This window comes from Micromonospora violae, from assembly GCF_004217135.1.
GTDB lineage: Bacteria > Actinomycetota > Actinomycetes > Mycobacteriales > Micromonosporaceae > Micromonospora > Micromonospora violae.
The window spans coordinates 550,416-563,296 of sequence record NZ_SHKK01000001.1 but is presented as its reverse complement, the minus strand read 5'-3'; the positions used below and the strand labels follow the sequence as shown (position 1 = coordinate 563,296).

Genomic DNA, 12,881 nt, shown 5'->3' with positions numbered 1-12,881 from the left:
CGTCGAAGTCAACGAACCTATCGAAGGTTTTCTTCATCACTGGATTCGCGCCCGCGCCGGCCTCGGCCGGGCTGCGCGCCGCACCACCCCCGAACGAGGATTGCGCGATGCGGTAGGGCGTGGCACTGTGCGGAACGCCGGTACCGGAGGGGGCGAGCGCAGATGTTGACTCTTCAACGGGTGTCGGTCGGATACGGCGACGCGCCGGCCGTGCTCCGGGACGTGTCGGTGACGGTCCGTCCGGGTCGGGTGCTGGCGTTGACCGGTTCGTCGGGTGCCGGCAAGACCACCCTGCTGCACGCGATGGCCGGGCTGCTGCGCCCGCGAGACGGTGCGGTGACGGTCGACGGGCAGGCGCTCCGCGACCGCGACCACGCGGTCGAGCACCGGATCGTCCTCGTCCCGCAGGACAACGGCCTGGCCCCGATCCTGACCGCCACCGAGAACCTGCAGGTGGCACTGGTCGCCGGTGGTGTGGCAGCGGCAAAGGCCCGCCAGCAGACCGCCGCGATGCTGGATCGGCTGGGCCTCTCCGGCCAGGCCGACCAGTTGGTCGAGGAGCTGTCCGGCGGCCAGCAGCAGCGGACAGCCATCGCTCGCGGTCTGGCGCTGCGCGGCGGTGTGCTGCTGGCCGACGAGGTGACCAGCGAGCTGGACGCGGGCAATCGGCAGCGGGTGCTGGATCTGCTGCACGACGAGGCACTCCGGGGCGTGGCCGTCGTGTTCGCCACCCACGACCCGGAGGTGGCCGCCGCCTGCGAAGCGGAGCTGCATCTCGTCGAGGGCCGGGCGGAGATCGTCCGCGATTGACGGACCTGCGGTAACCGGCAGGCCTCAGTCCACTCGCACGGGGCGGCGGGCGAGAGGCTCCGCCGATAGCATCGCCGTCAATGCTGACCATCATCTGGGCAGCGCTCGCGGCCCGTCGGGCACAGGCCGCCGCCGTGCTCCTGCTCGCGTTGCTCGCCAGTGCCGCCGCCGCGGCCGCACCGAGTTACACCGCCGCGGCCGGGCAGGCCCTGTGGCGCTACGAACTGTCCACCGCGCAGCCGAACGAGCGGCGGGTGCGATTCGCCGAGCCCGTCGAACATGCGGGTATGCCCGGCGATCCGACCAGGACGGTTTTCGCCGACAAGGTCCGTCAGTTGACGCCGGCCGGGTTCGACGTCGTTCTGGGCGCCCGGAGTGGCGGTGTCGCCACCGGTCGCGCCGGCAGGGTGACCTCGAACCTGACCTACCGGGCAGGGGTCTGCGAGCGGGTCACCGTGACCGGCGCCTGCCCTCGGGCCACAGCGAGGGGTCAGGCTCCCGAGGTCATGGTCAGTACGCACACCGCGGCGCGGCTCGGTGTCGCCGTCGGGGATCAGTTCACGTTCGGCCTCGTGCCGGTGCGGGTGTCCGGCGTCTACCAACCGCAGGACGTCCAGGATCCGTACTGGCTCGGCGAGGAGTTCATCCGGCCGCCCGCTGCGGACACGACCAGCACGTCGATCCCGGGTAGCGCCGAGGACGCCATCTTCAGCGCCGAGTCCTCCCCCCTCGTCGACGACGACGTGATCCTGTTCCGGTCGACCGCCGATCTTTACGCCACCGAACGGTTGCTGGACGGCCGATCCGTGCCGGACCTGCGGGCGACGATCGCGGTGCTGGAGCGCGACGGGGGCCGTGAAGGCTACGGAGCCGGCAACAGCCTGCCGAGTCTGTTGGATCGCGTCACGCTGCAACGCGACCAGCTGGCCGACGGCGTGGCGCTGGGCGCGGGGCTGCTCGTCCTGCTCTGCTGGCTGGTGCTCTTCGTCGCTGTCGGTTCCGCGACGGACCAGCGGCGACCGGAGCAGGGCCTGCTCGTGCTCCGCGGCGTGCAGCGCCGACGACTGTGGGCGCTGGCGATCGGCGAGCACGCCGTGCCCGTCCTGGTCGCGATTCCCCTCGGCTGCCTGGCGGGTCTGGCCGCCGCCGACCTGCTCGCCGCGCGGGCCCTCCCGACCCACGCCGACGTCGCGGTGGACGCGACAACAATCGTCTTCGCCACCATCGGCGCCGTCGGCGCGCTCGCCGCAGTGCTGTTGGCCCAGGCTCGGATGATGTCCGCGCCGGTCGTCGACCTGCTACGCCGAGTGCCGGCCCGGGTACGAGGGTGGCGAGCGACCATCGGCGACGTCGTCGCGGTGTCCATCGCCGTGGCCGCCGTGGTGCAGTTGCGCTCCGGCGGATCGCCCAGTGGCCTGGCCCTGGTGGCACCGATCGCCGGAGCGCTCGCCGCAGGTGTGCTGCTGGCACGGGTCGCGATGCTCGCCGGCGCCGCGGTGGGTGCGGCGCTGCTCGCGCGTGGCCGCACAGCGGTCGGCCTCGCCCTGGTGCAGGTGGCCCGGCAACCACGGTTCCGGCCCCTGATCGCCCTGCTCACCGTGGCCGTCGCCATGCTCGCCTTCACCGTCGCGACGAGCGAGGTCGCCTCGGTCGCCTACCGCGACCGGTCGGTCGTCGAGTCCGGCGCACCCCGCGTCGTCGAGGTCGACGCGGCGTCGCGTGCACACCTGTTGGCAGCCGTGCGGGCTGTCGACCCCGAGGGCGGATTCGCGATGGCAGCCGTGGTGTCGGGCACGCCCGCCGGGGCCGGCACACCGCTGCTGGCAGTGGACTCCGATCGGCTGGCGACGGTGGCCGCGCCGCATCCGTCCTACGGCGGTTCCCTGACGGACATCGCCCGGGACATCCGCCCGCCCGCACCGGGGAAGCCGGTGCAGCTGCGGGGTCGACAGCTCATCATGGCGCTCTCCGCCGACTTCGACGCCAAGGCATTCGCCGGCAATCGGGTCCGCCTGGCGATCACCATCTCCGGACGGAACGGCACCCGGGTGGTCCTCGCCCGCGACGACATCAAGCCCGACCGGAAGAACTACGTCCTCCAGGTGCCCGAGTGCACGCGGGACTGCCGACTCGTCAAGATCGAGATCGACGCTCCCGTGGTGGTCCGGGACGTCAAGATCCGCCTGGAGGAGCTGCGCACGGCCGAGGCCGAGGGCGCAGCCGAGACGGTCGTGCTGACCGGCGCACAACTCGCCGATCTGCAACGGTGGCGGCAGCTCACTCCGGATACGACGTTCCTCGACGCCGAGAGCGCACCGAGGGCCGCGATGATCATCGACATCCTGGAAGGCCGGCTGGCGAAGCCGGCCGGCGTCGGTGTCGTCGACGCTCCGTTCCCGCTGCCCATCTACCTGACCCGGTCCAAGGGGACCGGGCTCGGCCGGTCTCATCCGCACGACGGTGTCGACGGGACACCGACCAACGGGTCGGTTCGAGGTCTGGTCGACCGCCTGCCGCGACTCGGCGCGACCGGTCTCATCGTCGACCTGGAGTACGCGGACCGACTCTCCGTCGCCAGCCAGACCGGCACCGAGGAGGTCTGGTTGACGCAGTCGGCTCCCCCTGACGTCCTCGACCGGCTTCGCGAACAGGGCCTGGTCGTGCGGGGCGACCGGACGATCCCCCAGGTCCAAGCGGACTTCGACCGACAGGGAGCTGCCCTGGCGCTGCGCTTCAACGTCTTCGCCGCGCTGGCCGGGGTGCTGATCGGGGCGGCCGGCATGGTGGCGACGGCCTCCGCCGAGCAACGCGCCCGGGTGGCCACGCTGGTGGCGCTGCGTCGGCAGGGGTTGCCACCACGCGCCGTGCGGGGCGGCTACGGGTGGCTGGTCGCGTTCGCGGTGGGGTCGGGTGCTCTCGTCACCCTGGTGATCTGGCTCCTCACCCGGGGCGGGCAGCGTCTGTTCAGCGACGGCCGCTCACCGGTCCCGATACCCGACTGGCCGACCGTCGACCGGCTGCTGTTGGCCGCGGTGCCGGCCGTCGTCCTGTTCGCCCTCACCGCGGTCGTGCTCGGTCGGATCATCGCCGCCTCGGTGCGGCGCCGGAGCGGTCGATGACCGCCGCCCGGCAGGACGCGCCGGTGACCGCCGCACAGCCGGCCGAGGGTGTGGCCGTCACCTGCCATCGACTGATCCACATCTACCCCACCGCCACCGGCGACGTGGTCGCTCTCTCCGGCGTGGACCTGAGCATCGCGGCCGGTGAGATGCTGGCGCTGGTGGGTCCGTCCGGCTCCGGCAAGTCCACGTTGGTGGCGATCCTCGGTGGGCTCATGCAGCCCTCCGCCGGGCGAGTCCATGTGGGCGACCACGAGCTGTCCCGACTCCCCGCCAAGGGCCTGGCCGCTTTGCGCGGGGCCACGGTCGGCACCGTGCTCCAGGGCGCCGAACGCAACCTGCTGCCGTACCTGTCGCTGTCCCGCAACATCTGGTTGGCGCAGCGAGCCGTGGCGCGCGCGGCCAGACGCCGGCTCGACCCACCGGAGGCGATCCTCGAGCTGGTCGGTCTCGCCGGTGCCGGCGCGCGGCGGGTCGGCGACCTGACCCCGGGGCAGCGCCAGCGGGCGGCGCTGGCGCAGGGGCTCGCCGCCGGGCCCGGCCTGCTCCTGGTCGACGAGCCGACCAGTCAGCTCGACGTGGCCGGTCGCGACGAGGTGCTCGCCGCGCTGACCACCGTCAACGCGCAGCGGGGCACCACCGTGGTGGTGGTGACCCACGACGGCGAGGTGGGCGCCCAACTGGGCCGGGCGGTCACCATCCGCGACGGCCGGGTGGGCGCCGAGGGGCGTGACGGCCGGGACTTCGCCGTGGTCGCCGGTGACGGCACGATCCAGTTGCCACCCGAGACGTCGGCGGCCTTCCCGGCCGGGACGTTGTTCGAGGTCGACCACACCGACCAGTCGATCACTCTGCGCGCCGTGGCCACCCCGTCGTCCCGCCCCGGAAACGGCGGGGTGACCAACGTCGACGACCCGCCTGACCAGGCCGTCTGAACGGCCCCGCTCGGCTCGGTGGGTGGTGCCGCCCGCGGTCGCTGTCAGGTGAGCGGGGACGGCGACTCGGCGCCGGGGATCACCAGCGTCGGCGTGCCGGACCCGTCCGCCGGGACGCTCCAGATGTCGGGCTGACCATCGTCCCGGCGCAGCGTGTAGGCCAGCACCCCGCTGTCCAGCCAGGCGGCCTGGTCATCGACGCTGCGGGTCTCGGCCGTCGCGGTGACCCGCATGCTGGCCAGGTCGAGCACCGACAGCCGCCAGCCCTTCGCCGGGTCGGCGTCGACCGCCTCCTTGAACGCGAGCCGGGTGCCGTCCGGGGACAGCGACGGGCACTCGACGTTCTCCTTCAGCGTCTCGACCGTACGGGCGGCGAGATCACCCCGGACCAGGTACCGCTTACCACCTGTCGACATGGTCGCGTAGAAACGATTGTCGTCGGCGGTGAAGGTGACACCCCAGTAGTTGACGTCCGGGTTGCGGTAGCCCCGGCCGTCCCGTGTGATCGCGAACTCCTCGAGTGAAGCCACCGTGGCACCGGTGCGGGTGTCGAGGGTCCCGGTGCGGGTGGAGAAGCCACTGGAGGTGTACGAGTCGCCGCCGACGAACGTCGTCCAGGAGACCATCCGGCCGGAGGCCGAGACCCGGGCCCGGTTCGGCAGACCCGGCACGCTGACGGCCCGGGTCTGGCGCAGCGCCGCGTCGAGCACGACAACCTGGTACGACCACGCCGTCTCCGGTTTCAGGCAGACACCGGTGCCGGCCGCGGCGTACACCCGGAGGCATTCCAGGCCAGCGACGGTGCGCGGCCCAGCAGGATCGGACGTGGCGACGGTCGAGACGTGTCGGTCGGTGATCGCCAGCAGGCGCGGGCCGGGCGTCAGGGTGACCGTCAGGTCGCCAGTGGCCGAAGGCGGCGTCGGGGCGGGTTCCGCCGCCATGGCCACGTAGCCGGCCGCCACGCTGCCCAGCAGCACGGCCGAGGCGACCACCACGCCGAGTTTCGCTCGGGTCGACATCGCGATCATCGGAGCACCTTCCGGGTGGTCGAGCGGGACGGGGAGGCCAGCAGAAGCAGCGTGAGGAGCAGGACCCCGGCGACGGCGACGGCCGCCCCGCGGATCGCGGTCTCCGGCCCGAACGCCTGCCAGGCCAGACCGAACAGCACAGAGGAGATGAGGTACGCGATCGCCTGCCCGGTCTGCACGAGCGCGATCCCGGTGGTCCGCAGCCGTGCCGGCAGCACCGGGCCGGCGAGCGCGATGAGCACGCCGTCGGTCGCGGCGTAGAAGACGCCGTACAGCGTCAGTACCAGGGCGACCAGCGGCCACCCGTCGACCGGGCCGGCCAGCAGCAGGTACGTCGCGCCGAGGGCGGTGTAGCCGCCGGTCACCACAGGCAGGCGACCGATCCGGTCGGCGAGCACACCGAGCGGGGCGGCGAGCAGCAGGTAGGCCAGGCTGGTCCCCACCGCGAGCAGCGGGAACCAGCGCAGGCCGAGATCCTCCCGGCGCTGCAACAACAGGTAGACGAACCCGTCGCCGATGGTGGCCAGCCCGAGCATCGCAGCGGCCAGCACCAGCCGCCGGGCCGGCCCGGCACGCAGCAGCCCGAACGCCTCGCGGACGGTGACCTTCGCTCCGGTCGGTCCGTCGGTCACCTCGCCGGAGGGCCGCTCCCGGACGAAGAGCACCAGCACGACCACGGCCAGGGCCGCGATGCAGAAGCTGGTCACGAACACCGCGTCGTACGACTGCCCGACGACCAGCAGGACAGCGAACGCGGCGAGCGGCCCGAGGAACGCGCCGACGCTGTCCATCGCCCGGTGCACTCCGAACGCCCGACCCAGCGCCTCGGGCGGCGTGGAGAGGGTGATCAACGCGTCGCGCGGCGCGCTCCGCACACCCTTGCCGAGCCGGTCGACGGCGATGACGGCACCGATCGCCGGGATCGACCGGCCGGCGAGCAGCAGACCCAGTTTGGCGACCGCCGAGAGCGCGTACCCGATGCCGGCGATCAGCTTGCGTCGCCGGAACCGATCGGCGGCGAACCCGCCGACGACCCGCAGCAACGCGGTGGCGCCGGTGTGGACGCCGTCCAGCACGCCGAAGGCCACCGGGCTGAGGTGCAGGCCCAGCACCAGGTAGAGCGGCAGGACGGCGGCCACCATCTCGGCCGACACGTCGGTGATCAGACTGACCGTGCCGAGCGCCACGACGTTGCCGCTGACCATCGCGAACCGGTGGCGTCGGGGACCCGATCCGGGTTGGTCGGTGACCGGTCGGGAGACGGTCGACAGGTACACGAGCATCTCCTCGGATCGACGGTTGATGGGCAGCCATCGTCCGTACTCAGTGGAGCGGGCACAACGGACCGAGCGTGGAATCCGGGCGAGGGGCCGGTGAACGAGTTCCCAACACCGAGGTGTTCGCCTGCCGGGACGCACTGTTCACCCGCTCGCCGCCCGGCGGTTCATCGACCTTCCTACATTCCTTGCGCCTCTCTCCACGAACTTAGGAGTCCTGAATGGTTGTTCGATTTCCCCGTCCGTCGGTGACGCTCGGGGTGGTCACGGTGATCGTCGCCGCGACCGCCGCCGTCGTCGTGACCGGCGCTGGCGCGGCGTCGGCGGCGAGCGTGACCTTCACGCCGGTCGCCGACACCTACGTGCAGAGCGACACGGCCGCCACCAACTACGGCACGTCCACGCAGGTCGTGGTCGACAACTCACCGGTGCGGCGCTCGTTCCTGCGCTTCACGGTGAGCGGGGTCAGCGGCACGGTGACCAGCGCCAAGCTGCGGCTGCGCACGATCAGCGGCAACAGCGGTAGTGACGCCGGTGGCACGTTCCGCCGAATGTCCAACACGACCTGGTCGGAGACCGGCACCACCTGGAACAACCAGCCGGCCATCGACGGGGCCACGCTCGGCACGATCGGCGCGGTCAGCGGCAACACCTGGTACGAGGTCGATGTCACGGCCGCGGTCACCGGCAACGGCACGTACAGCTTCGGCGCCACCTCGGCCAGCGGCGACGGCGCCTACTACGACACGCGCGAGAGTGGCGCGGACGCCCCGCAACTGGTGGTCACCACCGGGACCACCACACCACCCCCGTCGGGCGACCCGGTGCTCGTCGGTGCCGGTGACATCGCCGACTCGGGCTCCGGCGACAGCGCCACCGCGACGTTGCTCGACACCATCGCGGGAACGGTCTTCACCACCGGCGACAACGTGTACGACAGCGGGACGGCGTCGCAGTTCACCAACTATTACGAGCCCACCTGGGGTCGGCACAAGTCCCGCACCCGCCCGTCGCCGGGCAACCACGACTACAACACGTCGGGCGCGACCGGCTACTACAACTACTTCGGTACGTCCGCCGGCCCGAGCGGTCGCGGCTACTACTCGTTCGACCTCGGCAACTGGCACGTCGTGTCGCTGAACTCGAACATCAGCATGTCGGCCGGGTCGACGCAGGAGCAGTGGCTGCGCGCCGACCTGGCCGCCAGCAGCAAGCCGTGCACGCTCGCGTACTGGCACCACCCGCTCTTCACGTCCAGCTCCAACCACGCGCCGTCGACGTCGACCCGTCCGCTGTACCAGGCCCTCTACGACTACAACGCCGACGTCGTGGTGTGGGGGCACAACCACGTGTACGAGCGGTTCGCCCCGATGAACCCGTCCGGTGGCGCCGACTCCAGCCGGGGTCTGCGCAGCTTCGTCGCCGGGATGGGCGGTGCCGGTCACTACAGCTTCGGCACCATCCAGCCCAACAGCGAGGCGCGCAACAGTTCGGCGTGGGGTGTCCTGAAGTTCACCCTGCACTCCGGCAGCTACGACTGGCAGTTCGTGCCGGTGGCCGGGCAGACCTACTCCGACAGCGGCACCGGCACCTGCCACTGACGGACGCGTGCCCCCTGTCCGCGAGGCGGGCAGGGGGCACGTTCGAACCGTCAGGCGTCAGCGGGCCGTGCCGGCGCGACGCTTGTTGTAGACGTCGAAGGCCACCGCGACGAGCAGGACGAGACCCTTCACCACCGACTGGGTCGACTGGTCGATGCCCATCAGCTGCATGCCGTTGCTCATCACCGCCATGATCAGACCACCGACCATCGCGCCCACGACAGTGCCCACACCACCGGTGACCGCCGCGCCGCCGATGAAGGCCGCGGCGATGGCGTCCAGTTCGAACATGTTGCCGGCGGCGGGCTGGGCGCCGTTCGACCGCGACGAGTAGATGACACCGGCCACCGCCGCCAGGAAGCCCATGTTGACGAACATCCAGAAGTTGACGGTGCGGACCTTCACCCCGGACAGCGCCGCCGCCGACAGGTTGCCGCCGATCGCGTAGACCTGGCGACCGAAGACGGTACGCCGGGTGAGCAGGCCGTAGACCAGCACCAGGAACGCCAGGATGATCAGCACGATCGGCAGCCCGCGGGCGTGCGCCAACTGCCAGGCGAAGTACATCAGGACCGCGCCGACCAGCACGACCCGGGTGACGAACAGCGGGAACGACTCGACGGGCTGCTGGTAGCGGATCCGCGCCACCCGGGTACGGAAGCCGCTGACCGCGTAGCCGGCCACGGCGATCGCACCGATCAGCAACGTGAAGGCGTCAAAGCCGTTGCCGCCGAGCAGGCCGTTGAGGAATCCCGCCGCGACCTGCTGGTACTCCGAGGGGAACGGCGACAGCGAAATGTTGTCGAGCACCCGCAGGGTGAGACCCCGGAACAGCAGCATGCCGGCCAGGGTCACGATGAAGGCCGGAATGCCGGCGTACGCCACCCAGAACCCGTGCCACGCACCGACCGCGACGCCGACGACCAGCGCGGCCACGACGCCGATCCACCAGGGGTGACCCTGCTGGATCACCAGGACGGCGGAGACCGCGCCGGTCAGCGCGACCACCGACCCGACCGACAGGTCGATGTGCCCGCCGATGATCAGGATGACCATCCCGATCGCGAGGACCAGGATGTACGAGTACTGGAGGACGATGTTGGTGATGTTGCCGGGGCTCAGCAACACCCCGTCGGTCAGGACCGCGAAGAGGGCGACGATGACGACCAGGGCGACGTAGATCCCGCTCTGCCGCAGGTTGTTCAACACCAACGCGCGCAGGTCGTTCGTCCCGCTGTGCAGGGCGGCGGTGGACGTGTTGTCCGGGGGCGTCGGGCGCTCCGTCGAAGGGGTCTTGATGCTGGTCATCCGACGAGCTCCTTGTCCTTTGTCATCAGCTCCATGAGGCTCTCCTGAGTCGCCTCGGCCACCGGCATCTCGCCGGTGATCCGGCCGGCGGCGAGGGTGTAGATGCGGTCGCACATGCCGAGCAGCTCCGGCAGTTCGGAGGAGATGACGATCACCGCCTTTCCGGCGGCCACCAACCGGTTGATGATCGTGTAGATCTCGTACTTGGCGCCGACGTCGATCCCCCGGGTGGGTTCATCGAGGATCAGCACGTCCGGGTCGGTGAACAGCCACTTCGACAGCACGACCTTCTGCTGGTTGCCGCCGGAGAGCTTGCCGACCACCGCCATGACGCTGGGCGTGCGGATGTTCATCTCCTTGCGGCTGGTCTCGGCAACCTTGATCTCCTCGTTGCCGTTCACCCAGCCCAGGCGGGACAGCCGGTCCAACGCGGCGGCGGACACGTTGCGCCGCACGTCGTCGATGAGGTTGAGACCGTAGCGCTTGCGGTCCTCGGTGACGTACGCGATGCCGTTGTCGATCGCCTCGGCGACGGTGCGCGCGTGCACCTCCCGCCCGTGGACGAAGATTCGGCCCCGGATGTCACGACCGTAGGACCGACCGAACACGCTCATGGCCAGCTCGGTGCGCCCGGCCCCCATCAGGCCGGCGATGCCGACGACCTCGCCGGCGCGGACGGACAGACCGACGTTCTCGACGACCATCCGGTCCTGGACCGGGTGTCGCACCGTCCAGTCCTCGATGCGGAGGACCTCGTCACCGGGGGACGACTCGCGGTCGGGGTAGAAGCTGTCCAGGTCGCGCCCGACCATGCCCCGGATGATCCGCTGCTGGGTGACGTCTCCGGACTTCATGTCGAGGGTCTCGACCGTGCGCCCGTCGCGGATGACCGTGGTCGAGTCGGCGATGGCGGTGATCTCGTTGAGCTTGTGCGAGATCATGATGCAGGTGATGCCCTGCTCCTTGAGGGCCCGCAACAGGTCGAGCAGGTGCGCCGAGTCGATGTCGTTGAGCGCGGCGGTCGGCTCGTCCAGGATCAGCAGGCGCACCTTCTTCGACAGCGCCTTGGCGATCTCGACCAGCTGCTGCTTGCCGACGCCGAGCTGGATGACCGGGGTGACCGGGTTCTCGTGCAGGCCGACGGACGCCAGCAGCTTCGCCGCCTCGGCGTTGGCGAAGTTCCAGTCGATGAGCCCGCTGCGGCCACGCCGCTCGTTGCCGAGGAAGATGTTCTCCGCGATCGACAGGTACGGCACCAGGGCGAGCTCCTGGTGGATGATGACGATGCCGTTGGCCTCGCTGTCGCGGATGCCGCGGAACTGCATCGGCTTGCCGTCGAAGAGGATTTCGCCGTCGTACGAGCCGGACGGGTGGACGCCGGACAGCACCTTCATCAGGGTGGACTTGCCGGCGCCGTTCTCACCACAGATGGCGTGGATCTCCCCGCGGCGCACGGAGAGGGTGACGTCCTCCAGCGCGGTCACGCCGGGGAAGGTCTTGGTGATGCGACGCATCTCGAGGATGGTGTCGTCCATGGTCACTGTCCTCCGTCAGGTCTGGACGCGGTACGCGCCCAGGCGTCGGGCCCGGCGGGTGACCGCCGGGCCCGACGAGTGGGTTACTTCTTGGCCTGACCGGCGGCGACCTCTTCCGCCGTCCAGTAGCCGGAGTCGATCAGCGTCGCCTTGATGTCGTCCTTGTAGACGGTCGCGATCGGCAGCAGGTACGACGGGACGACCTTGACACCGTTGTTGTACGTCTCGGTGTCGTTGGCCTGCGGCTGCTTCTTCTGCAGGAACGCCTCGGACGCGTTCACGGCCTGCTCGGCCAGCAGACGGGTGTCCTTGAAGACCGTGGAGTTCTGCACACCGTCGTTGATCAGCTTGATCGAGGCGATCTCGGCGTCCTGGCCGGTCACCACCGGGAGCTTCTTGGCGCCCTTGCCGTAGCCGGCGTTCTGCAGCGCGGTGATGATGCCCCGGGAGATGCCGTCGTACGGGGAGAGCACGCCGTCGACCTTGGAACCGTCGTTGTAGGCCGAGGTGAGCAGGTTCTCCATCCGCTTCTGCGCGGTCTCCTGCTGCCACCGCAGGATGGCCACCTGCTCGGGGGTGGTCTGCTTGGACTTGACGACGAGCGTGCCGTCCTCGATGAACGGCTTCAGCGTGTCCATCGCACCGCTGAAGAAGTACTGGGTGTTGTTGTCATCCAGCGACCCGGCGAAGAGCTCGACGTTCAGCGGGCCCTTGGCCGTGCCCTTCGAGCCGTCCTTGTTCAGCAGGCCGAGACCGACGAGCAGCGCGGTGCCCTGGGCGACGCCGACCTTGTAGTTGTCGAAGCTGACGTAGAAGTCGACGTTCTTGCTACCGCGGATCAGCCGGTCGTAGGAGATGACCGGGATCTTCGCGTCGGCCGCCGCCTGCAGCTGGCTGTTGAGCGCCGTGCCGTCGATCGCCGCGATGACCAGGACGTCCGCGCCCTGGGTGATCATCTGGTCGACCTGCTGCGACTGGGTGGGGATGTCGTCGCCTGCGTACTGGAGGTCGACCTTGTAGCCCTTCGCCTCAAGCTTGGACTTCACCGCGTTGCCGTCGGCGATCCACCGCTCCGAGGTCTGGGTCGGCATCGACACACCGATGGTCAAGTCGCTGGGCTTCTCGCTGCCGGTGGTGCCACCGCTGCCCGCACCCTCACCGCTGCACGCCGCCAAGCTCAGCGCCAGTGCCGCGCTGCCGAGAGCAACCAGGAATTTCCTGCCCACGGGGTTCTCCTCTCTGGACTCCCCCGCCGACTGCCGGGGCCA

General features: G+C 70.3%; 9 protein-coding genes. 4 read left to right on the top strand and 5 right to left on the bottom strand.

Translation table 11 applies throughout. The features are described 5' to 3' along the window. Positions 1–162: 162 nt before the first annotated feature. The 3 genes from EV382_RS02545 to EV382_RS02535 all read left to right on the top strand — a co-directional run bounded on the left by EV382_RS02545 (position 163) and on the right by EV382_RS02535 (position 4,864). Positions 163–810: an ABC transporter ATP-binding protein gene (locus tag EV382_RS02545; protein WP_130400038.1), complete on the top strand. Its 648-nt coding sequence runs from the start codon at positions 163–165 to the stop codon at positions 808–810. An 80-nt stretch (positions 811–890) separates the two neighbouring features. Then, complete coding sequence (locus EV382_RS02540; protein WP_130400037.1) at positions 891–3,929, top strand: FtsX-like permease family protein; 3,039 nt, start codon at positions 891–893, stop codon at positions 3,927–3,929. Continuing rightward, positions 3,926–4,864: an ABC transporter ATP-binding protein gene (locus EV382_RS02535; RefSeq protein ID WP_130400036.1), complete on the top strand. Its 939-nt coding sequence runs from the start codon at positions 3,926–3,928 to the stop codon at positions 4,862–4,864. Before EV382_RS02540 ends, EV382_RS02535 begins: the two co-directional genes overlap by 4 nt. 44 nt (positions 4,865–4,908) lie before the next feature. On the opposite strand, the gene EV382_RS02530 is transcribed toward EV382_RS02535, so the two are convergent. Further along, positions 4,909–5,892, bottom strand: coding sequence for a TolB family protein (locus tag EV382_RS02530; protein ID WP_130400035.1), 984 nt, complete (start codon positions 5,890–5,892; stop codon positions 4,909–4,911). After that, entirely contained in the window at positions 5,889–7,169 is a 1,281-nt protein-coding gene (locus EV382_RS02525) for an MFS transporter (RefSeq protein WP_244236511.1), read from the bottom strand. Before EV382_RS02525 ends, EV382_RS02530 begins: the two co-directional genes overlap by 4 nt. A gap of 221 nt (positions 7,170–7,390) precedes the next feature. On the opposite strand from EV382_RS02525, the gene EV382_RS02520 reads away from it, so the two are divergent. Continuing rightward, entirely contained in the window at positions 7,391–8,770 is a 1,380-nt protein-coding gene (locus tag EV382_RS02520) for a CBM96 family carbohydrate-binding protein (protein WP_130400033.1), read from the top strand. Between the two features lie 57 nt (positions 8,771–8,827). Here the strand turns inward: EV382_RS02520 and mmsB are convergent, their stop codons facing one another. The 3 genes from mmsB to chvE form a co-directional block, all read right to left on the bottom strand. Further along, entirely contained in the window at positions 8,828–10,078 is a 1,251-nt protein-coding gene (gene mmsB / locus EV382_RS02515) for a multiple monosaccharide ABC transporter permease (RefSeq protein ID WP_130400032.1), read from the bottom strand. Beyond that, positions 10,075–11,613: a multiple monosaccharide ABC transporter ATP-binding protein gene (mmsA, locus tag EV382_RS02510; RefSeq protein ID WP_130400031.1), complete on the bottom strand. Its 1,539-nt coding sequence runs from the start codon at positions 11,611–11,613 to the stop codon at positions 10,075–10,077. The genes mmsB and mmsA overlap by 4 nt, the downstream gene beginning before the upstream one ends. A gap of 83 nt (positions 11,614–11,696) precedes the next feature. After that, positions 11,697–12,839: a multiple monosaccharide ABC transporter substrate-binding protein gene (gene chvE, locus EV382_RS02505; RefSeq protein WP_130400030.1), complete on the bottom strand. Its 1,143-nt coding sequence runs from the start codon at positions 12,837–12,839 to the stop codon at positions 11,697–11,699. Positions 12,840–12,881 lie beyond the last annotated feature (42 nt).

What these genes read in the sequence shown, in the direction of transcription:
- EV382_RS02545 (WP_130400038.1), top strand. Translation starts at nt 163, where the DNA reads ATGTTGACTCTTCAACGGGTGTCGGTCGGATACGGCGACGCGCCGGCC.
- EV382_RS02540 (WP_130400037.1), top strand. Translation starts at nt 891, where the DNA reads ATGCTGACCATCATCTGGGCAGCGCTCGCGGCCCGTCGGGCACAGGCC.
- EV382_RS02535 (WP_130400036.1), top strand. Translation starts at nt 3,926, where the DNA reads ATGACCGCCGCCCGGCAGGACGCGCCGGTGACCGCCGCACAGCCGGCC.
- EV382_RS02530 (WP_130400035.1), bottom strand. Translation starts at nt 5,892, where the DNA reads ATGATCGCGATGTCGACCCGAGCGAAACTCGGCGTGGTGGTCGCCTCG.
- EV382_RS02520 (WP_130400033.1), top strand. Translation starts at nt 7,391, where the DNA reads ATGGTTGTTCGATTTCCCCGTCCGTCGGTGACGCTCGGGGTGGTCACG.
- mmsB (WP_130400032.1), bottom strand. Translation starts at nt 10,078, where the DNA reads ATGACCAGCATCAAGACCCCTTCGACGGAGCGCCCGACGCCCCCGGAC.
- mmsA (WP_130400031.1), bottom strand. Translation starts at nt 11,613, where the DNA reads ATGGACGACACCATCCTCGAGATGCGTCGCATCACCAAGACCTTCCCC.